The organism is Phenylobacterium sp. (genome assembly GCF_031181185.1).
Taxonomy (GTDB): domain Bacteria; phylum Pseudomonadota; class Alphaproteobacteria; order Caulobacterales; family Caulobacteraceae; genus Phenylobacterium.
The window spans coordinates 1-17,074 of the sequence record NZ_JAPSKZ010000029.1; the positions used below are offsets into that span (position 1 = coordinate 1).

Annotated in this window: 20 protein-coding genes; 10 read left to right on the plus strand and 10 right to left on the minus strand. The window is 69.7% G+C overall.

Annotated elements, in window-relative coordinates; translation table 11 throughout:
• The 4 genes from RIF93_RS05455 to RIF93_RS05470 form a co-directional block, all read left to right on the plus strand.
• Window positions 1-421: adenosylhomocysteinase (locus RIF93_RS05455; RefSeq protein ID WP_309089219.1), on the plus strand; the 421-nt coding region annotated here is incomplete at its 5' end.
• Window positions 422-564: 143 nt separating this feature from the next.
• Entirely contained in the window at window positions 565-1,410 is an 846-nt protein-coding gene (locus RIF93_RS05460; protein WP_309089221.1) for a PfkB family carbohydrate kinase, read from the plus strand.
• Between the two features lie 32 nt (window positions 1,411-1,442).
• Window positions 1,443-1,763 (plus strand): acylphosphatase, encoded by a 321-nt coding sequence (locus RIF93_RS05465; protein ID WP_309089223.1) that lies wholly within the window; start codon window positions 1,443-1,445, stop codon window positions 1,761-1,763.
• Complete coding sequence (locus RIF93_RS05470; RefSeq protein ID WP_309089225.1) at window positions 1,763-2,887, plus strand: serine hydrolase domain-containing protein; 1,125 nt, start codon at window positions 1,763-1,765, stop codon at window positions 2,885-2,887. The genes RIF93_RS05465 and RIF93_RS05470 overlap by 1 nt, the downstream gene beginning before the upstream one ends.
• Window positions 2,888-2,897: 10 nt before the next feature.
• On the opposite strand, the gene RIF93_RS05475 is transcribed toward RIF93_RS05470, so the two are convergent.
• Window positions 2,898-3,416 carry a DUF1353 domain-containing protein gene (locus RIF93_RS05475; RefSeq protein ID WP_309089227.1) on the minus strand — a complete coding sequence of 173 codons (519 nt, stop codon included), beginning with the start codon at window positions 3,414-3,416 and terminating at the stop codon, window positions 2,898-2,900.
• A 60-nt stretch (window positions 3,417-3,476) separates the two neighbouring features.
• Window positions 3,477-3,683 (minus strand): hypothetical protein, encoded by a 207-nt coding sequence (locus RIF93_RS05480; protein ID WP_309089229.1) that lies wholly within the window; start codon window positions 3,681-3,683, stop codon window positions 3,477-3,479.
• Between the two features lie 279 nt (window positions 3,684-3,962).
• Here RIF93_RS05480 and RIF93_RS05485 point away from each other — a divergent pair, with 279 nt between their 5' ends.
• From RIF93_RS05485 to RIF93_RS05495, 3 genes are all read left to right on the plus strand, one after another.
• Window positions 3,963-6,455 (plus strand): ATP-binding protein, encoded by a 2,493-nt coding sequence (locus RIF93_RS05485; RefSeq protein WP_309089231.1) that lies wholly within the window; start codon window positions 3,963-3,965, stop codon window positions 6,453-6,455.
• A gap of 108 nt (window positions 6,456-6,563) precedes the next feature.
• On the plus strand, window positions 6,564-7,028 hold the full coding sequence (locus RIF93_RS05490; RefSeq protein WP_309089233.1) for a 2Fe-2S iron-sulfur cluster-binding protein: 465 nt from the start codon (window positions 6,564-6,566) through the stop codon (window positions 7,026-7,028).
• Window position 7,029: 1 nt separating this feature from the next.
• Complete coding sequence (locus RIF93_RS05495) at window positions 7,030-9,222, plus strand: molybdopterin cofactor-binding domain-containing protein (protein WP_309089235.1); 2,193 nt, start codon at window positions 7,030-7,032, stop codon at window positions 9,220-9,222.
• Here the strand turns inward: RIF93_RS05495 and xth are convergent.
• Both xth and RIF93_RS05505 read right to left on the minus strand, forming a co-directional pair.
• Entirely contained in the window at window positions 9,219-9,992 is a 774-nt protein-coding gene (gene xth, locus RIF93_RS05500; RefSeq protein WP_309089237.1) for an exodeoxyribonuclease III, read from the minus strand. The two genes, RIF93_RS05495 and xth, sit on opposite strands and share 4 nt — an antisense overlap.
• Before the next feature lie 63 nt (window positions 9,993-10,055).
• A complete protein-coding gene (locus RIF93_RS05505) occupies window positions 10,056-10,298 on the minus strand; it encodes a hypothetical protein (protein WP_309089239.1) in 243 nt (80 codons plus the stop codon).
• A gap of 89 nt (window positions 10,299-10,387) precedes the next feature.
• On the opposite strand from RIF93_RS05505, the gene RIF93_RS05510 reads away from it, so the two are divergent.
• Window positions 10,388-10,927: a GNAT family N-acetyltransferase gene (locus RIF93_RS05510; protein ID WP_309089240.1), complete on the plus strand. Its 540-nt coding sequence runs from the start codon at window positions 10,388-10,390 to the stop codon at window positions 10,925-10,927.
• Here the strand turns inward: RIF93_RS05510 and rarD are convergent.
• Both rarD and RIF93_RS05520 read right to left on the minus strand, forming a co-directional pair.
• On the minus strand, window positions 10,893-11,828 hold the full coding sequence (gene rarD / locus RIF93_RS05515) for an EamA family transporter RarD (protein WP_309089242.1): 936 nt from the start codon (window positions 11,826-11,828) through the stop codon (window positions 10,893-10,895). The two genes, RIF93_RS05510 and rarD, sit on opposite strands and share 35 nt — an antisense overlap.
• Before the next feature lies 1 nt (window position 11,829).
• Entirely contained in the window at window positions 11,830-12,861 is a 1,032-nt protein-coding gene (locus RIF93_RS05520) for an aspartate-semialdehyde dehydrogenase (RefSeq protein ID WP_309089244.1), read from the minus strand.
• Between the two features lie 188 nt (window positions 12,862-13,049).
• On the opposite strand from RIF93_RS05520, the gene RIF93_RS05525 reads away from it, so the two are divergent.
• Window positions 13,050-13,430 carry a PaaI family thioesterase gene (locus tag RIF93_RS05525; protein ID WP_309089246.1) on the plus strand — a complete coding sequence of 127 codons (381 nt, stop codon included), beginning with the start codon at window positions 13,050-13,052 and terminating at the stop codon, window positions 13,428-13,430.
• Here RIF93_RS05525 and RIF93_RS05530 read toward each other — a convergent pair.
• Complete coding sequence (locus RIF93_RS05530) at window positions 13,427-13,888, minus strand: hypothetical protein (protein WP_309089248.1); 462 nt, start codon at window positions 13,886-13,888, stop codon at window positions 13,427-13,429. The genes RIF93_RS05525 and RIF93_RS05530 overlap by 4 nt on opposite strands.
• Window positions 13,885-14,457 carry a response regulator gene (locus RIF93_RS05535; protein WP_309089250.1) on the minus strand — a complete coding sequence of 191 codons (573 nt, stop codon included), beginning with the start codon at window positions 14,455-14,457 and terminating at the stop codon, window positions 13,885-13,887. The genes RIF93_RS05530 and RIF93_RS05535 overlap by 4 nt, the downstream gene beginning before the upstream one ends.
• Window positions 14,458-14,670: 213 nt before the next feature.
• Here RIF93_RS05535 and RIF93_RS05540 point away from each other — a divergent pair, with 213 nt between their 5' ends.
• Window positions 14,671-15,594, plus strand: a complete 924-nt coding sequence (locus tag RIF93_RS05540; RefSeq protein WP_309089252.1) for a bifunctional helix-turn-helix transcriptional regulator/GNAT family N-acetyltransferase — start codon at window positions 14,671-14,673, stop codon at window positions 15,592-15,594.
• On the opposite strand, the gene RIF93_RS05545 is transcribed toward RIF93_RS05540, so the two are convergent.
• Both RIF93_RS05545 and leuB read right to left on the minus strand, forming a co-directional pair.
• Window positions 15,591-15,995 (minus strand): EVE domain-containing protein, encoded by a 405-nt coding sequence (locus tag RIF93_RS05545; RefSeq protein ID WP_309089253.1) that lies wholly within the window; start codon window positions 15,993-15,995, stop codon window positions 15,591-15,593. The two genes, RIF93_RS05540 and RIF93_RS05545, sit on opposite strands and share 4 nt — an antisense overlap.
• A 16-nt stretch (window positions 15,996-16,011) precedes the next feature.
• Window positions 16,012-17,064, minus strand: a complete 1,053-nt coding sequence (leuB, locus tag RIF93_RS05550; protein ID WP_309089255.1) for a 3-isopropylmalate dehydrogenase — start codon at window positions 17,062-17,064, stop codon at window positions 16,012-16,014.
• Window positions 17,065-17,074: the final 10 nt, after the last annotated feature.

Consider the following 17,074-nt stretch of genomic DNA (forward strand, 5'->3'; position numbering starts at 1 on the left):
GAACAACGCGATCGTGGCGAACATCGGCCACTTCGACTCCGAGATCCAGATCGCGGCCCTGCGCAACTTCAAGTGGGACGAGATCAAGCCGCAGGTCCACCACGTGGAGTTCCCGGACGGCAAGAAGATCATCGTGCTGTCGGAAGGCCGACTGGTGAACCTGGGCAACGCCACGGGCCACCCGAGCTTCGTGATGTCGGCGTCGTTCACCAACCAGACGCTGGCCCAGATCGAACTGTGGACCAACGGCGCCAAGTACGAGAACCGCGTCTACACCCTGCCCAAGCACCTCGACGAGAAGGTGGCCATGCTCCACCTCGAGAAGCTGGGCGCGAAGCTGACCAAGCTCACCAAGGACCAAGCGGACTACATCGGCGTGACGCCGGAGGGCCCGTTCAAGCCCGAACATTATCGGTACTAACTGCGAGTTCCGCGTCGCGCTGACGAAGGGCCTCCGGCGAACGCCGCGAGGCCCTTCCTATATGAGGTGGGTGGGGCGCCCCGGGGATCGGAAAATTTTGTGTCGGTAAGCAGACGTAAGCCTTCGCGCGGCTAGAGCGCGTCATGCCCCTCGCCCTTGTTCTTTCCTCGTTCGTGGCGGCCAGCCGTATCGGCGGTGGCGCGCAGCAGTACGTCCTGGCGGCGCACAAGATCGATCCGGTGCTGGCGCCGACGGCGATGTTCGGCCGCAGCCCCGCCAAGGGCGGGCTGGGCGAGGTGACCGCGCCCGAGGTTCTGGCGCGCATGCTGGCCGACATCGAAGCCGACGCGCTGTTCGGTCTGGTGGACCTGGTGGTCACCGGCCACTTCTCGCTGCCCGAACAGGTGGAGATAGCCGCAGGCGTGCTGGAGCGGGTGCGCGCCGCCAACCGCGACGGCGCCTACGCGGACCGGCCGGTGGTGGTCGTCGATCCCATCCTCGGCGACGAGCCCAAGGGGCTGTACGTGAGGCCGGATGTCGCCGAGGCGCTGGCGCGGCGCCTCGTCCCCCAGGCCGATTGGATCACCCCGAACCTCTGGGAATTGGCGTCGTTGGCGGGGCGGCCGGTGCGCAACGCCACAGAGGCCTGTGAGGCCGCGCGCGCGCTGGGCCGCTCGGCGCTCGTGACCTCGGTTCCCGCCGCCGAAGGCGAGATCGGGCTGCTGTTCGTCACGCAGGATGAGGCGACCCTGTTCGCCCACCCACGGGTGGACCGGATGCCGAACGGGACCGGCGACCTGGTGACGGCCAGCTTCGGCGCCGGCTTGGTCGAAGGGATGCCGCCGCTCGAGGCCGCGCGTCGCGCCGCCCGCGCCGCGGCCGAGACCGTCCAGGCGACGCTGGAGTGGAAGGCGCCCGAGCTGCCGATCGTGGCGCTGGCCGACCGCCTGGTGAATCCCCGCGCCGAGGTCCGTACGCATCGGCTCTAGCAGATGCTTTGATCCTGAAGGATCTCGTGTCCGTGGTTGATTTCACGTCGGCTTCGGCGCATGCGCACGCCATGGCGGAGACGGCGGCCCTCTTCCGGATCGAAGGGCGCGTGCAGGGCGTGGGCTATCGCTGGTGGGCGATCGGCCAGGCTCGGGCGCAGGGCCTGCGCGGCTGGGTGCGCAACCGGCGGGACGGCGCGGTCGAGCTGCTGGCGGTCGGACCCGAAGAGGCGCTCGCCGCCCTGGAGCAGGCCTGCCGCGAGGGTCCCTCGGCCGCCCGGGTGACGGCGGTGATCCGGAGCCAGGTTCAGGACGACGGCAGCACCGACTTCTCGGAAAGGGCGACGGTCTGATGGTGGAGATCTCGGGGTTCGCGCCAGCGCGCTTCTCGGGCGTGAAGGACGCCTTCGCGGAGAACTTCGCTTCCGGCGAGGAACTAGGCGCCCGCTTCACCCTGGTCGAAGCGGGCGAGGTAGTGCTGGACCTATGGGCCGGCCACGCCGACCGCAAGCGGACCCGCCCGTTCGACGACCAGACGCTGACCTGCATCTTCTCGACGACGAAGGCGCTCGCGGCGCTACTGGTCGCGCGTCTCGTGGACGCCGGCAAGCTCGACTACGCCCGGCGAATGGCCGAGGTCTGGCCGGAGTTCGCGCAGGGCGGAAAGGCCGCCATCACGGTCGAGCAGGCGCTGTCCCATCAGGCCGGCCTTTCCGGCTTCCCCGAGCCGATGGAGCCCAGCCTCTGGGCGAACTGGGACGCTATCGTCGAAAAGCTGGCCGCCATGGCGCCGATGTGGCCGCCGGGAAGCGCCAGCGGCTATCACCCGATCACCTTTGGCTTCCTCGCCGGCGAGGTGTTCCGCCGGCTGGACGGCCGAATGATGGGCGACGCCCTGCGCGAGGATTTCCACGAGCCCTTCGGGCTGGATCTGTGGATCGGCCTGCCCGAAAGCGAGTTCGGCCGCCTCGCCGAACTGCAGCGGCCCAGCGCCTTGCCGGACTTCGGCGAGGTCAACGACGTCACCCGCGCCGCTTTCCTGACGCCCTGGGCCTCGGTGAGCGGCATCCCGGCCGCGGAGTGGCGCAAGACGCAGGTGCCGTCGGCGAACGGCTATGCGACGGCGCACTCGCTTGCGCGGCTGATGGGCGCCCTGGCCAACGACGGCTGGCTGGACGGGGAGCAGATCCTCTCGCCCGCCCTGATCGCCGAGGCAACGCGCGAGCGCATCCGTGGCCAAGACCTGGTGCTGCCCTTCGAGATGAGCTGGGGCGCGGGTTTCATGCGCAACCCGCCGAACCATCCGTGGGGTCCGGGCGAGCAGACGTTCGGGCATTCGGGCTGGGGCGGCTCGTGCGCCTTCGCGGACCCTGAGCGGAAGCTGGGCGGCGGCTACGTCATGAACAAGCAGGGGACGGCGCTGATGGGCGACCTTAGGCCGCGGCGCCTGATCGAGGCCGCCTACTGCAGCCTGTGACGACCTGTGACTAACCCCGCGGCTTCGAGGAGGGCGGGGGGCCCTGCGGCTGCAGACTGGCGGGCGAGGGGTGGGGCCGGGCGACGGTGTGCTTGCGGGCCCAGCCGATCCCGCCGCCCAGGCGCACCGCGGCCCAGATGACGAAGCGGCCCCACCGTCCAATGCCGAGGTCGGCCATCGCCTCGGCGAAGATGGCGTCGGCCTGGCGCCGGGTGTACGTGCGGCCAGGGGGCACGCCGACGGTCCTGCCCCAGATCCCGTCGCCTTGGGTGTAGTAGAGGAAGTCGTGGATCACCGCGGCCTTCACCCAAGGCCCATCCGGCGGGTAGAAGGACCACACCAGCCGCGGGATCGAGGCCAGGTCGGTCACGAAACCCGCCGGCACCGTGATCGTCTCACGCAGCCGGTCGCCGGTGGTATAGGCGAGCGGCCTCTGCAGACCCCAGAGCGAGCGGCCGCTCCGTAGCGAGGGCCCGTCCCGCCGCTCCAGCAGAACGAGATAGAGCTTACCCTGGAACCGGCTCGCCATCTGGCCGCCCTCCGTCCGCCGGAGGGAAACACAACCTTGGCGATCAGTATAGGCCGCCGCCTACGGCGCGACGCGCCTGGGCGGCAGCAGTTCGCCGCTGTCGTCCTGCACGTGCAGGTCGACGGGCAACCCGCCGCATGTTTGCGCCAGCCGCTTGGCGGCCCGCACGGCGCTGCTGCGGCGGGCATAGGCGCCGAAACGCAGGTTCGCGCCGATGATCGCCCAGCCATCGTCCTGCTTCACCACGCCATAGTGGATTTGGCTCATGCGCATCTCCTTCTTGGCTTGGATCGAGACCCATCAAGGACGGGAAATGCGGCGGGAGCACGTTCCGCCCCAAGCCGACGAACGCCGTCGCCGGCGCGGTCCAAACCGCCGCGCGTGCGAGCCTGTTCCCCTCATCCGGCGCCGCAGGACCGGGCAGGCGTGCCGAAAAGACGGGCTGTGAGCGCCTGCGACACCCTCTCGGCGCCCGCCGTAAGAGAGCTGTAACGGTTGTGACGGCGATGGTCTTCGCACGTGCTGGGTACGAGTTCAGGGGTTCGCATGCGGGGTGTCGTTAGCGCGCTGGTCGCCGCGGCTTTCATCATCGTGTCGGTGGCCGCGGTGCAGGCGCAGGCCGAGGATGTGACCGCCGCCCACTTGGCCAAGGCCATCGAGAAGCGGGCCATGGCGACGAGCTTCGAGGAGCTGCGCCGGTTCGGGGACGCGGCCGCCCGACGTGGCGACCGTGAAGGCCTTCGGCGTCTGCATTACGTCGCGACGGTCTACCGCAATCAGCTCGAGCTCGACCTGTTCGAGCGGTACAACGACCTGCTGGCCCGCAACGCTCGCGCCCAGCGCGACGAGCGCTACCAGCGCGTCGCGCAGTTGAACGTACTGGCTCGCCGCATCGATCAGGGCGATGGAGCGGCGGTCGCCGAGCTGGAGCGGCTGATGAAGCGCGAGACCGACTGGTTCGCGCGCGCCCACGCCGAGGCGATCTGGACCCGCGTGCTGCGGGACCGGCAGGAGACCGGCGAAGCGTTGAAGCGGCTGTACCAGGCCGAAAGCCTGATCGAGTGGAACGACGCCGACGCCAAGCCCGCGGCGTGGTTCGTGTGGGAGGCCATCGGCCTGTCCCTCATGAGCCTGAACGACCTCGACGGCAGCGCCCGCGCTTTCCAGAAGGCGCAGTTCGAGTACGGCGACGCGGCCTATCCGAAGCCCGACTTCGATGCCGTCTACAATCTCGGCGTGCTGGCGGTGCGGCTGGGGGACGAAGCGGCGGCGCGCGAGTTCAAGAGCGTCCACCGCGAGCTTTCCACGCGCGGCAACCTGCCGAGCCTCCGCGGCTGGGACGCCTATTTCTGCGGCCTGTACGCCGAGGCGTTCGAGGGACCGCGCGAGGTGCTGACGTGTCTCGACCCGGTTGGCGATCAGCTTACGGGCGCCGAGTTCCTGGCCCCACGCCTGCTTCCGATGCGCGCCATCGCCCGCGCCCGCGCGGGCGACGTCGCCGCCGCCCGCCGCGACCTCGGACGCCTCGTCGACCTTCGGGCCGCAGGCCGGTTCAAGGACGTGGCCTTCGTGCGCGTCCCCGAGGTCGAAGCCGAGATCCTGGCTGGCGAAGGCCGCGCGGCCGAGGCCTTCGAGAAGCTGCGCGCCTACGAGCGGGCGCGGCGCGTGGAAAACGCGCAGGAGATCTACGGCGGCGTGCGACAGATCACCGGCGCCCTGCAGAGCCAGCTCGCCAACGCCAAGCACGAAGCCACGCTGCGCAAACGGGCGGTGGAGGCGCAGCGCTGGGTGATGCTGCTGGGCCTGCTGCTGGTGGCGGGCGCGGGTGTGGCGTTCGCCCTTCAGGTCCGCGCGACACGGCGTCTCAGCGCCGCCCAGGCGCAGGCGGAGGCCGCCAATGCCGCCAAGAGCGCGTTCCTGGCGACCATGAGCCACGAGATCCGCACGCCGTTGAACGGCGTGTTGGGCATGGCCCAGGCCATGGCGGGTGAGAGCCTGACCGAGCGCCAGCGCGAGCGGCTGGGCGTCATCCGCCAGTCGGGCGAGAGCCTGCTGGCGATCCTCAACGACATCCTGGACCTCTCGAAGATCGAAGCGGGCAAGCTGGAGCTCGAGATCGTCGACTTCGACCTGAGCGAACTCGCCCGGGGCGCCTATTCCGCGTTTACGGCCATCGCCAACAAGAAGGGCCTTTCATTCGCCCTCGACACGCGCGAGGCGCTCGGCCGCTACCGGGGCGATCCCAGCCGCATCCGGCAGGTGCTCTACAACCTGATCTCCAACGCGCTGAAGTTCACCGAGGCGGGGGAGGTGCGGGTCACGGCCGCCTACAAGTACGGCAGCCTTTCCCTGACGGTCACCGACACCGGACCTGGGATCGCGCCCGACAGCCTGCCCAAGCTGTTCGGCAAGTTCGACCAGCTGGACTCCTCGACGACCCGGCGGTTCGGCGGCACGGGTCTCGGGCTCGCGATCTGTCGCGAACTGGCGCAGCTGATGGGCGGCAGCATGTCCGTCGCCAGCGAGCCGGGCCGCGGCTCCACCTTCACCCTGACCATCCCGCTGGAACGGATCGGCGACGAGAGCGCCCCGGCGCCCGCGCCGCCGGTGGAGGAGGAAGCCAGCGCCCTGGAGCTGCGCGTGCTGGCCGCCGAGGACAATGCCGTGAACCAGCTGGTGCTAAAGACCCTGCTGCACCAGCTGGGCGTCGATCCGCACATCGTCGAAGACGGCAAGGCGGCGCTGGAGGCCTGGGAGACCGGCGAGTGGGACGTGATCCTGATGGACGTCCAGATGCCGGAGATGGACGGGCTGGCGGCCACCGCCGCGATCCGCGCCCGAGAGATCGTCACCGGCCGCGCGCGTACCCCGATCATCGCGCTGACCGCCAACGCCATGTCGCACCAGGTGCAGGCCTATCATGCCGCCGGCATGGACGGGTTCGTGCCGAAGCCGATCCAGATCGCGACGCTGTACGCCGCGCTGCAGGGTGCGCTGGACGGGAGCGAGGCGGCAGCCGACCAGTCGGCGGTCGCGTAGAGGCTGGTCTGCGACGAGTTCGGCCCTTTCTGCGACGAACACCCGGGCTGCGCCTTGTGGCCTGACGGCGCCGCTTTCTAGGCTGCGGCCTCGCCGCCGGAGTCCCGAATGCCTACCCGCCTGACCGTCAATGGGCGCGCCGTCTCGGCCCGCTCCACCCCCGACACGCCTCTGCTCTGGGTGCTGCGGGACGAGTTGGGGCTGACGGGGACGAAGTACGGCTGCGGCGTTGGCGCGTGCGGCGCCTGCACCGTGCATGTGGCGGGCGAGCCGGTGCGCAGCTGTGCGGCGCCCGTGGGAGCGCTGGAGGGGGCGAAGGTCACAACGATCGAGGGGCTCGGCGAGGGTGGCGCGCACTCGGTGCAGGCCGCCTGGCTGGCCCACAACGTGCCCCAGTGTGGCTACTGCCAGTCGGGGATGATCATGGCGGCCGCGGCGCTGCTGCGGACAAACCCGCGCCCGACCGACGCCGATATCGACGCGGCGATGACCAACCTCTGCCGCTGCGGGACCTACCCGCGGGTCCGCGCGGCGATCCACGCGGCCGCCGAGCGGCTGGCGGGAGGCCGCTGAGATGGCTGCGGGGCTTTCGCGGCGGGGCGTTCTGGCCGGACTGGGCGGCGCGGGACTGACCTTGGGCCTGGGCGCCGACGGGGCCCTGGCGGGGCCTGGCGCAACGGCGACGCTCAGCGATTGGGTGCGTATCTCTCCGGACGGGACGGTGACGCTCTACACTTCGGTGCAGGAGATGGGGCAGGGCGCCTGGTGCGTGCACGCGCGGCTGCTGGCCGAGGAGCTGAACCTAGCGTGGGAGGCGATCCGCGTCGAGCAGGCGCCGCCGCTGCCCGTCTACGGGATCTTCTCGCCGGGGTACGGCACCGGCGGCAGCAGCTCGGTCCGGGAGATGTACGGCAAGCTGCGCCGCGTGGGCGCGGCGGCGCGTGTGATGCTGATCGAGGAGGCCGCCGAGCGCTGGAAGGTTCCGGCGGCGGACTGCGCCGCGCGGGGCGGGGCGGTCGTGCATACGCCGACCGGCCGCACGGTGGGTTTCGGCGCCCTGGCCGAGGCGGCTGCGAAGCGGCGGGTTCCGCAGGACCCGCCGTTGAAGCCCAGGTCCGAGTGGTCGCTGATCGGCAGTGAGGCCCAGCGCAAGGACCTGCCGCCGAAGGTGGACGGGTCGGCGGTGTACGCCATCGACGTGCGCCTGGCCGGTCTGCTCACGGCCACGCTTCAGCAGGCTCCGCAGTTCGGCGCAAAGCTCAAGTCAGTGGACCATGCTCCGGCTCTGGCGATCCCCGGCGTGCGCCGCGTGCTGGAGATGCGCGACTTCTCGCTCCAGGTCCCCGGCCAGCCGCGACCCTATCTGCTGCCCGACGCCGTGGTCGTCGTCGCCGACGGCTTCTGGGCGGCGAAGAAGGGCCTGGAGGCGCTCTCGCCCGTCTGGGAGGAGGACGCCGCCGCGCCGGACACCGACGGCCTGCTCTTCCAGCTGAAGACCCAAGCGTTGAGCAAGGCGGTGACGGCGACGCCGCGCGGCGCCTTTGCGCCTGGCGAGCGGGAGGCCCTGCAGGCCTCGCTGGCGGCCAAGGCCGAGGCCGCTCTATCCGTGGCCGATCGCCGGTTCGAGCAGGACTATGTCGCGCCCCTGCTGGCGCACGCGCCCATGGAGCCTCTGTCGGCCGCGGCGCGGATCAAGCCGGACGGCGGCGCCGAGGCCTGGGGCGGCTTTCAGAACACCAGTGGGCTGCGGCTGCTGGCGGCTACGCTGCTGGGCGTCGAGGTGGACCGTATCGAGGCGCATACGCTGTTCAGCGGCGGCTCCTTCGGCCGGCGCTACAAGAATGACTACGGCCTGCAGGCGGTGTGGGCGGCGCGGGAGATGGGCGCGCCGGTCAAGTTGATCTGGTCACGCGAGGAGGACATCCGCCAGGATTGGTACCGGCCCGCCGGCTTCCAGCGCCTGACCGCCGGGCTGGACCGCCAGGGCCGTCTTACCGCGTTGAAGATCGTCGGGGCGAACAACAACGCCGACTACACCAGCGGCATGGTCGCCGGCCCGCCGCACGACCTGATCCAGTACGCCGGTCCGGCCATGTGCATGGCGGGCGCCTACGTGAACTCGCCGGTGCCGGGCGGCCCCTGGCGATCGGTGCTGCACACCGGCAACGCCTTCGCGGTGGAGTGCTTCCTGGACGAGCTGGCGCACGAGACGGGGATCGATCCGATCGCGTTCCGCCGGCCGCTGTTGGCGCATGCGCCGCGCGCCGTGCGGGTGATGGAGCATGCCGCCAAGGCCGCTGGCTGGGGCCGGCGCATGGAGCCCGGCCGCGGGCTGGGGCTGGCGGTCTGGAGTTCGTTCTCGAGCGTCTGCGCCCAGGTGGTCGAGGCGCACGTCGCGGACGGCAAGGTGAAGGTAGAGCAGGTCTGGTGCGCCTTCGATCCCGGCACCGCTGCCCATCCGGACGCGATCCGTCAGCAGGGCGAGGGCTCGATCCTGATGGCGCTGACCTCCGCGGCGACGGGCGAAATCAATCTCCGCGGCGGCCGCGTGGTGGAGAGCAACTTCCACGACTACCCGCTCATGCGGCTGGCCCAGGCGCCACGGATGCAGATCGACATCCTGGAATCGCCCGACGCGCCCGTCGGAGGGGCGGGCGAGCCGATGACGCCCCCGCTGATGCCTGCCCTCGCCAACGCCATCTGCGCCGCGACCGGCAGGCGGCTGCGAACCTTGCCGCTCACCAAGGCCGGACTGACCCTGGTTTAGCCGTCGAGTTCGATCCAGGTGGGCGCGTGGTCGCTGGGCTTGTCCCACCCGCGCGCATAGGTATCGACGCCGGCCGCCTTGAGCCGCGGCGCGACCGGCGGGCTCAGCAGCAGGTGGTCGATGCGCAGGCCAGCGTTTCGGCCCCAGGCGTTCCGGAAGTAGTCCCAGAAGGTGTAGATCCGCTCGTCGGGATTCACGCGCCGAAGCGCGTCGGTCCAGCCCTGGGCGAGGAGCCGAGCGTAGGCCTCTCGCACCTCGGGCCGGAAGAGGGCGTCGTCCAGCCAGCGCTCGGGCTTGTAGACGTCGAGGTCTGTGGGCATGACGTTGAAGTCCCCGACGAGCAGGGCGGGGACCTGCTGGTCGATCAGCCCTTGGGCGTGCGCCGTCAGCCGCTCGAACCAGCGCAGCTTGTAGTCGAACTTTGGCCCGGGCGCGGGATTGCCGTTCGGCAGGTAGAGGCAGCCGACCAGCAGGCCGTGGACCGCGGCCTCGAGGTAGCGGCTCTGGATGTCCTCAGGCTCGCCCGGCAAGGCGCGCCGGATCTCCACTGGCTGACCGCCGCGGGCCAGGATGGCCACGCCGTTCCAGCTCTTCTGCCCCTTCCAGATGGCGCCGTAGCCGGCCTGTTCGAGCGCCTGCAGCGGGAACCGCTCGTCGGGCGCCTTCAGCTCCTGCAGGCAGACGACATCGGGGCGGGACTCCTCGAGCCAGCGCAGCAGCACCGGCAGGCGGCCGTTGATCCCGTTGATGTTGAACGTGGCGATCTTCATGCGAACGCAAACGCCCCCGACGGAAGGTCGGGGGCGTCGCAACTCTGGTCCGAAGACCGGCCCTTACTTGGACGGGCTGGTGTCCGGGGTGTTCTGAGGCGTCGCGCCGGCGTCGGCGGCCCCAGCCTGTTGCTCGACGGCGTCGGCCTGGGCGTTGAGCGCCTTTTCCTGGGCCTCGTTCGAGGTGTCGGCGGCTTGCTGTTCCAGGTTGTCGGCCTTGGCTTCGGCGGCCTTGTCTTCCTGGCTGCTGCAAGCGGCGAGCGACAGGGTGGCGAGCGCGGCGAGCGCAACGGTGCGGAGTTTCATAGGCATCTGCCCCTTCTTTGGTGGAAGCTTGGCCCTAACGACTCCGACTTATCATTTGTTCCCAGCTTGGCCGGTGCTAAGCGGGCGCGATGGCTGAGATCCGCTTCCGTCCGGCCCGCCTGGCCGACGTGCCCGCGCTGCATCGGCTGGTGGAGAGCGCCTATCGCGGCGACAGCGCGCGAGGCGGCTGGACGCACGAGGCCGACCTGCTGGAGACGCCCAGGACCAGCGCCGAGACGCTCTCGGCGGCCGTCGAGAACCCACGCGAGGCCATTCTTTTGGCATTCGAGGGCGAGCGGCTGGCGGGGTGCGTCCAGGTCAGCCGGATCGCGGACGACGCGGGCTACTTCGGCCTGTTGACCGTGGACCCGGAACGCCAGGCCGCGGGCCTCGGCCGCCAGCTGATCGCCGCCGCCGAGGGGTGGGCCGCGGAGCAGTGGGGGGCGCGGCGGATGGAGCTGTCGGTGGTCTCCGTCCGGACCGAGTTGATCGCCTACTACGAACGTCGCGGGTACCGCCTCACCGGAGAGCGGCGACCGTTCCCGGTCGAGGTGGATCCGCCGCTCACGCTGCTGGTGATGGAGAAACGGCTGCCTACTCGGCCGCCTGGGCCTCGGCCACGGGGCTGATCGCCGGCGCCCGGCTGCGGCGCCAGGCGCCGTAGGCGAACACGGCCGCCCCGATCCAGATGAAAACGAACGAGACAGCCCGGAGCGGTGTGAACGCCTCGCCCTGGGCCAGGCCGAAGCCGAAGCTGATGGTGGGGGCGATGAACTGCAGGAAGCCCATCGCCGACAGCGGCACGCGTCGCGCAGCCCAGGCGAACAGCACCAGCGGCACGGCGGTGATAGGCCCGCTGGCGATCAGCCAGGCGACGGAGGCGGCGCTGTCGGTGAAGTGGCCGACGCCCTGGGCCTCGATCCAGAGGATGTAGGCCAGGCTGGGCAGGCCCAGCAGCAGGCACTCGACCAGCAGGCCGGTCTGGGCCGGCGCGGCGACCTGTTTGCGCACGACGCCGTAGCCGCCGAAGCTGAAGGCGAGAACCAGGGAAACCCAGGGCAGGTGGCCCAGCGCCAGCGCCTGAATCGTTACGCCGATCAGCGCCAAGCCGATAGCGATGCGGCCGATGGGATCGATCCGCTCCCGGAAAAGCAGGGCGCCGGCGGCCATGTTGACGAGAGGATTGATGTAGTAGCCGAGCGACGTCTCCAGCAGCCGGCCGGAGTTCACCGCCCAGATGAAGACGACCCAGTTGAGCGCGATCAGCAGCGACGAGAGGCCGAGCCAGGCCAGCACCTTGGGCTGGCGCAGCACGCCCAGCGCCTCGCGGCCCTGCCGCGCCAGCAGCACGAAAAGCGCGGCGGCCGGGATGCTCCAGAAGATGCGCTGGGCCAGGATCTCCCACGGGCCCACGCCAAGACGTCCGATGGCCTGGAAGGCCAGCGGGACGAAGCCCCACATGAGATAGCAGGCGATCCCGGCCGAAAGCGCCAGGCGGGATTCGCCCGACGCTTTCGACGACGGGCTCATTCTAGGCCAGCGCCTTCTGGCGGATCAGGCCGCGCTGGTGGAGCAGCTCGGCGATCTGGACCGCGTTGAGGGCGGCGCCCTTCCGCAGGTTGTCGGCCACCACCCACATCGACAAACCGTGCTCGACGGTGGGGTCGTTGCGGATGCGGCTGACGTAGACCGGGAACTCGCCCTGGGCTTCCTTCGGCGTGATGTAGCCGGTGGAGTCGCGCTTATCGATCACGACCAGACCCGGCGCCTCGCGCAGGATCTCGCGGGCCTCGTCCTCGTCGAGCGGGTTTTCGAACTCGACGTTCACCGCTTCCGAGTGGCCGACCATCACCGGCACACGCACGCAGGTGACCGTCAGCTTGATGGCCGGGTCGATCATCTTGTGCGTCTCGTTCCACATCTTGGCTTCCTCATCGGTGTAGCCGTCGTCGTTGAACGACCCGATGAAGGGGATCACGTTGAACGCGATCTGCTTGGGGAACTTCTTGGGCTCGCGGGCGCCCAGGACGAAGACGTCCTTGGTCTGGTCCCAGAGCTCGTCCATGCCTTCCTTGCCGGCGCCGGAGACCGACTGGTAGGTCGCCACCACCACGCGCTTGATCTTCGCCCGGTCGTGCAGCGGCTTCAGGGCCACGACCAGCTGAGCGGTCGAGCAGTTCGGGTTGGCGATGATGTTCTTCTTGTTCGCCCATTCGACATCGTCCGGATTGACCTCCGGCACGACGAGCGGGACGTCGGGGTCCATGCGCCAGGCCGACGAGTTGTCGATGACGATGGGGCCGGCGGCGCCGATCTTGGGCGCCCACTCCTTCGAAAAGCTGCCCGAGACGCTCATCAGCACGACGTCGACCTTCGAGAAGTCGAACTGCTCGACGTCCTCGCAAGGCACGTTCTGGTTCCCGAACGAGACGAGCTGGCCAATGGATTTGCGCGACGCGATCGCGTGAATCTTCTCCACGGGGAAGCTCACTTCCTCGAGGATGTTCAGCATTTCGCGGCCCACGTTGCCCGTGGCGCCGACCACGGCGACCCGGTAACCCATCTCAATTCTCCAAAGGAACACCCCCAACGACTTGGGGGAGCGTCCCGTTACGCCTTGCCCTTCCGCAAGGCAAGGCGAGCTATCCTCAACAGCTCATCAGATAGGCTCACGGATGTCTGGCGCAATTCGGCGCCCGCATGACGTGGCAGGTAATGGCCAAGCTGGTTAGCGAGTGAGAAAGGGATCAGATGAGCACGGGCATGCCGTTTTCCGACCTGATGGGCGTCGAGATCGTCGAGCGGTCGAAGGATCGCGTGGTGGGTCGGCTCACCGTCCGCGACGACCTCTGCACAGCCGGCGGGATCCTGCATGGCGGGGCGTTCATGGCCTTCGCCGACGCCTTGGGCGCGATCGGGGCGGTGATGAACCTGAGCCCTGACGCGCGCACGACCACGCTCGAGAGCAAGACCAACTTCCTCCGCGGCGCGCCGGCGGGCTCCGTCCTGACCGGCGAGGCGACGCCGCTACACGTCGGCCGCCGCTCCAGTGTGTGGCAGACGCGGATCACCAGTGGCGACGGCAAGCTGCTGGCGCTGGTGACCCAGACTCAGATGACGATCGAAAGCTAGGCCGCGTAACGCGCCGTGACCTTGCGCAGGCCCTCCAGCACCGGCTCGGCGCCCTCGGGTGGGAGCGCGGGATTTAGCAGCAGGCGCCAAGCGCGGACGTGCACGCCCACGGCGTCGCGGTCGTATCTCCCGCTGGTCCGCAGGTGATCCACGAGGTCGCAGAGACTGTTCAGGACCTCATCCACCGCCGGCGCCCCGCAGACTGCGCCGGTGCCGATGCCGCGCACCGCAATGCTGTAGATCTCGGCCAGAGCCACGTCGTCGAAGCTCGCACCCAACTGGTCGAAAGCGGCCTCCGCGTATTCCAGCAGCGCCATCTGCTCGGCCAGGCAGGTGGGCTTCAGGGTCTCCAGCCCCGCCTGGGCGCGCACCAGCGCGTCGGCGACGGAAAGGCCTCCGGGGGTCTTGATGATCTCGGCGAGGCGCACCTTCGGAAAGACGAAGCGAACCGTACTCATGAAGCGCGCCGCACGTCCGACGACTCGGCTTCGGCCTGGGCCGCCGCCTCGGCCGAGAGGTCCTCGCGCCGGCGGCCCACGCCATCGGGCGGACCGTCGTTGCGGAAGCGGCGGTCCGGGCCGACGTAGCCGCCGGAGAACAGGAAGGGCCGGCCTTCCTTGGCCACCCACAGGATGCGCTCGAGCATCACCTTCGGCGCGATCGGCTTCTTGATGATGATGTGGCCGCCGCAGTCGCGGGCGCGGGCCACGTCGCTGGCCGGCGTGTGGGCGGTGGTGATCAGCACCGGCGTGTAGCAGTTGGGCTCCTTCGCCTCGGTGCGCATCCAGCGCACGAAGTCATAGCCCTGGCCCGACGGAGCGAGGCCGTCGACGATGGCGAGGTCGAGCTCGTAGTTGGTGGCGACTTCCTGGGCCTGCTCCACGGTGGTGCAGCGGTACAGCGTCTTGGCGCCCAGGCCGGTGACGATCTGGACCAGGATCGACATTCCCATCGGCGTGTCGTCCAGCAGCATGACGGCGGCGCGTTCGAGATTGAAACGCGCCCGAGAGGTGGGATCGAGCGACATAAGGACTGCGCCGGACCTCCTCGCACCGAGCCGCAATGGCGGCCCCACTGACCGGACCAGTAGGGCGGGACGCGGTTAACACGAGCTTTCCGAGAGTCGCGCCGAGCCACCACTATGAGGCGAGCTCCAAACCAGCCGGTTGTGATCTCCCCCAAAATGGGTAACCCAGCAGGATAGTTGACTCCGTCAACAAAGAGGGACCACAATTCCCGCATGACGGCACCACATGACACGGTGGCGGTCATCCGCCGCTTCAACCGGTTCTACACCCGCGCCATCGGCGTGATGGACAAGGGCCATGTGGGCAGCCCCTACACGCTGGCCGAGACACGGACGCTGTACGAGATCGCAACGGCGCCGGGCGTGACGCCCAAGGCGATCGGCGAGCGGACGGGGCTCGACCTTGGCTATCTCAGCCGTATCCTCAAGCGTCTCGAGCGGGACGGCCTGGTGCGGCGCGAACCCTCCGACGTCGACGGACGCAGCGTGGTGCTCCGGACCAGCGAAGCCGGCGCGGAACTGATGGGGGTGCTGCAGCAACGGTCGGCCGCGCATGCCGAGGGCCTCATCGCGAACCTAACGGCGGCGCAGCGAACCGAACTCACAGCGGCGCTGGGGACTGTGGAGCGACTGCTGCAGGGCGGCGTGGGGCCCGAGCCCTGGACGCTCGAGGACCCGGCGCTCGGCGACTATGGCTGGGTGGTGCAGGCGCACGGCGAGATCTATGGCCGCGAATACCAGTGGGACCATCGCTTCGAGGCGCTGGTGGCGCGCATCGTCGCCGACTTCGTGGACGAGTTCGACCCGGCGCGGGAGCGCTGCTGGATCGCCAAGCAGGGCGGCCGCAACATCGGCTCGATCTTCCTCGCCAAGGGCGAGGGGAACGTCGCCAAGCTGCGGCTGCTGCTGGTGGATCCGAGCGCCCGCGGACTGGGCGTCGGCCGGCGGCTGGTGGAGGAATGCATCGCGTTCGCGCGACAGGCCGGCTACGCCGAAATCACGCTGTGGACCCAGAGCATCCTGACAGCGGCGCGGGCGATCTACGCCCAGGCTGGGTTCCAGCTGGTGGACAGTTGGCCGAACCGCGACTTCGGAGGCTTCGGCCTCACCAGCGAGCGGTGGGACCTGAAGCTCTAGCCGGCCATCTTCTGGATGGCGGCCCACTCGCCGGGCTTCACCGGCGAGACGGACAGGCGCGACTGGCGAAGCATGACCATGTCGGACAGCGCCGGCTCGGCCTTCATTTCGGCGAGGGTGAGGGGCCGCGCGAGGGGCCGGACCGGCTCCAACTCGACCGCCACGAAGCGGCCGCTCGGATCGCTGGCGTCTGGGAAGGCCTCCTTCGACACCTTGGCGACGCCCACGACCGCCAGGCCTTCCTGCGAGTGGTAGAACAGCACCTCGTCGCCCACCTTCATGGTCTTCAGGTGCAGGGCGGCGGCGTTGTTGCGCACGCCGTCCCAGACGGTGCGCCCGTCGCGCTGCAGGTCCTCGAAGCTGTAGGTGTTGGGCTCCGACTTCACGAGCCAGTAGGCCATGGGCTGCTCCCCGCGCTTAGAGCTCCGCCAGCACCGCGTCGCCCATCTGGGCCGTGGTGAGCGAGCCTCCGATATCGGGCGTGCGGGCGCCCTTGTCGAGCGCGCGGCCGACGGCGGCGTAGAGGCGGTCGGCCAGGTCGGGCCGCTCCAGGGACCAGCGCAGGGCCATCTCCAGCGACAGGATGGCCGCCAGCGGATTGGCGATGCCTCGGCCTGCGATGTCGGGCGCCGAGCCGTGGATGGGTTCGTAGAGGCCGGGTGTTCCGGCCGCGCCGAGCGCCGCGGACGGCAGCAGGCCCAGGCCGCCCGTCAACTGCGAGGCCTCGTCCGACAGGATGTCGCCGAACAGGTTGTCCGTGAGGATGACGTCGAACTGGCGCGGGTTCTTCACGAGCTGCATGGCCGCGTTGTCGGCCAGCATGTGCTCGAGCTGGACGTCGGGGAACTCGCGCTTGTGCAGGTCGGTGACGACCTCGCGCCAGAGCAGGCCGGAATCCATCACATTGGACTTCTCGCAGCTGGTCACCTTGTTGCGACGCCCCCGCGCCAATTCGAAGGCGATGCGGCTGACCCGCTCGATCTCGGCGGTAGTGTAGACCTGGGTGTCGACTGCCCGCTTGCCGCCGCCCGGCAGCTCCTCGATGAAGCGCGGACTGCCGAAGTAGATGCCGCCCGTCAGCTCGCGGACAATCATGATGTCCAGGCCCTCGACCACCTCGCGCTTCAGCGTCGAGGCGTCGGCGAGCGGCTGGAAGCAGAGCGCCGGCCGCAGGTTGGCGAACACGCCCATGCCGGCGCGCAGCGCCAGCAGGCCGGCCTCGGGACGCTTGTCGCGGGGAACGCCCGCCCACTTGGGACCGCCGACGGCGCCCATCAGCACGGCGCGGGCGGCCTTGGCGGCGCCCAGCGTCTCGTCGGTCAGCGGGACGCCGTGGGCGTCGTAGCTCGCGCCGCCGAACGGGCCTTCTGCGATCTTCAGCTCCGGGGCCAGCGCCTCGGCCACGCGGCGCGCCTCGCGCGTCACTTCCGGCCCGATCCCGTCGCCGGGCAGGAGCAGCAGGTCGGTCACGTCTTATCCC

Excerpts from the sequence above, each read along its gene's own strand:
- RIF93_RS05460 (WP_309089221.1), top strand. The coding sequence starts at position 565 with ATGCCCCTCGCCCTTGTTCTTTCCTCGTTCGTGGCGGCCAGCCGTATC.
- RIF93_RS05470 (WP_309089225.1), top strand. The coding sequence starts at position 1,763 with ATGGTGGAGATCTCGGGGTTCGCGCCAGCGCGCTTCTCGGGCGTGAAG.
- RIF93_RS05475 (WP_309089227.1), bottom strand. The coding sequence starts at position 3,416 with ATGGCGAGCCGGTTCCAGGGTAAGCTCTATCTCGTTCTGCTGGAGCGG.
- RIF93_RS05480 (WP_309089229.1), bottom strand. The coding sequence starts at position 3,683 with ATGAGCCAAATCCACTATGGCGTGGTGAAGCAGGACGATGGCTGGGCG.
- RIF93_RS05485 (WP_309089231.1), top strand. The coding sequence starts at position 3,963 with ATGCGGGGTGTCGTTAGCGCGCTGGTCGCCGCGGCTTTCATCATCGTG.
- RIF93_RS05490 (WP_309089233.1), top strand. The coding sequence starts at position 6,564 with ATGCCTACCCGCCTGACCGTCAATGGGCGCGCCGTCTCGGCCCGCTCC.
- RIF93_RS05495 (WP_309089235.1), top strand. The coding sequence starts at position 7,030 with ATGGCTGCGGGGCTTTCGCGGCGGGGCGTTCTGGCCGGACTGGGCGGC.
- xth (WP_309089237.1), bottom strand. The coding sequence starts at position 9,992 with ATGAAGATCGCCACGTTCAACATCAACGGGATCAACGGCCGCCTGCCG.
- RIF93_RS05505 (WP_309089239.1), bottom strand. The coding sequence starts at position 10,298 with ATGAAACTCCGCACCGTTGCGCTCGCCGCGCTCGCCACCCTGTCGCTC.
- RIF93_RS05510 (WP_309089240.1), top strand. The coding sequence starts at position 10,388 with ATGGCTGAGATCCGCTTCCGTCCGGCCCGCCTGGCCGACGTGCCCGCG.
- rarD (WP_309089242.1), bottom strand. The coding sequence starts at position 11,828 with ATGAGCCCGTCGTCGAAAGCGTCGGGCGAATCCCGCCTGGCGCTTTCG.
- RIF93_RS05520 (WP_309089244.1), bottom strand. The coding sequence starts at position 12,861 with ATGGGTTACCGGGTCGCCGTGGTCGGCGCCACGGGCAACGTGGGCCGC.
- RIF93_RS05525 (WP_309089246.1), top strand. The coding sequence starts at position 13,050 with ATGAGCACGGGCATGCCGTTTTCCGACCTGATGGGCGTCGAGATCGTC.
- RIF93_RS05530 (WP_309089248.1), bottom strand. The coding sequence starts at position 13,888 with ATGAGTACGGTTCGCTTCGTCTTTCCGAAGGTGCGCCTCGCCGAGATC.
- RIF93_RS05535 (WP_309089250.1), bottom strand. The coding sequence starts at position 14,457 with ATGTCGCTCGATCCCACCTCTCGGGCGCGTTTCAATCTCGAACGCGCC.
- RIF93_RS05540 (WP_309089252.1), top strand. The coding sequence starts at position 14,671 with ATGACGGCACCACATGACACGGTGGCGGTCATCCGCCGCTTCAACCGG.
- RIF93_RS05545 (WP_309089253.1), bottom strand. The coding sequence starts at position 15,995 with ATGGCCTACTGGCTCGTGAAGTCGGAGCCCAACACCTACAGCTTCGAG.